This is a genomic window from Terrabacter terrae (assembly GCF_039529575.1).
GTDB lineage: Bacteria > Actinomycetota > Actinomycetes > Actinomycetales > Dermatophilaceae > Terrabacter > Terrabacter terrae.
Genome location: NZ_BAAANB010000043.1, coordinates 1 through 818, shown reverse-complemented (window position 1 = coordinate 818; position 818 = coordinate 1). Strand labels below are relative to the sequence as shown.

The 818-nt window shown below is 71.3% G+C and carries 2 protein-coding genes and 1 pseudogene; 2 read left to right on the top strand and 1 reads right to left on the bottom strand.

Annotated features, from left to right (window positions below; translation table 11 throughout):
- Together ABD194_RS18775 and ABD194_RS18770 are read left to right on the top strand one after the other, a co-directional pair.
- Positions 1-335 (top strand): aminotransferase class III-fold pyridoxal phosphate-dependent enzyme (locus tag ABD194_RS18775; RefSeq protein WP_343994317.1); only part of this gene is annotated, 335 nt, incomplete at its 5' end.
- A gap of 66 nt (positions 336-401) precedes the next feature.
- Positions 402-632 carry a PLD nuclease N-terminal domain-containing protein gene (locus tag ABD194_RS18770; RefSeq protein WP_343994315.1) on the top strand — a complete coding sequence of 77 codons (231 nt, stop codon included), beginning with the start codon at positions 402-404 and terminating at the stop codon, positions 630-632.
- On the opposite strand, the pseudogene ABD194_RS18765 reads toward ABD194_RS18770, so the two are convergent.
- A pseudogene (locus tag ABD194_RS18765) lies at positions 629-818 on the bottom strand (hypothetical protein); the annotation flags it as partial. The gene ABD194_RS18770 and the pseudogene ABD194_RS18765 sit on opposite strands and share 4 nt — an antisense overlap.

The following is an 818-nucleotide window of genomic DNA, read 5'->3' as shown; positions in this document are numbered from 1 at the left end:
ACCCGCTGGCAGCCGCGGTCGGACAGGCCGTCGTCGGGCTGCTGTCGACCGGCGAGTTCCAGCAGCGGGCCCGACGGCTCGGCATGGTGCTCGAGTCGGGGCTGCGGGAGCTGGTCGGGCACGGCGTCGAGACGGTCCGCTGCCGTGGCCTGTGGGCCGGCGTCGACATCGAGCCGGGGCTCATGACCGGCCGCGAGGCCTCGCACCGGCTCCTCGAGCAGGGCGTGCTCGTCAAGGACACCCACGGCTCGACGATCCGCATCGCTCCCCCGCTCGTCGTCACCGAGGCCGAGATCGGCATGCTCATCGACGCGCTCGAAGCCGTGCTGCGCTGACGCCGGCACCTGGACGGGGCGGCGACGATCCTGCGACTCGATGACTTCAGGACCTCAGGAGGGGTCATGGCAGCACAGCGGAACAAGAAGAAGTGGTCGGACCTGAGCAGCAACCAGCAGACGGCGATTCTCGTCGCCGGCTGCGTGCAGGTCTCGCTCGCGGCGACCGCGTGGGTCGACCTGGCGCGCCGGCCCGCGAAGCAGGTGCAGGGCAGCAAGGCCAAGTGGGCCGCGATCATCGCGATCAACTTCATCGGCCCGATCGCCTACTTCACCCGCGGCCGCAAGACCACCTAGCGGAGGGCGCCCTGGCCCAGGATCAGGTCGGGGATCGTCACGGCGAAGCCGCGCTCGGCCCGGTCCCGGATGCCGTGCAGCATCTGGCGGCTCATCGCCGAGCTGGCGGCCGAGACCGGCTCGACGAGCAGGAACGACCACGGGTGCGTGTAGGCGAAGCGCTCGCGCACGATCAGGCGCGTCGCC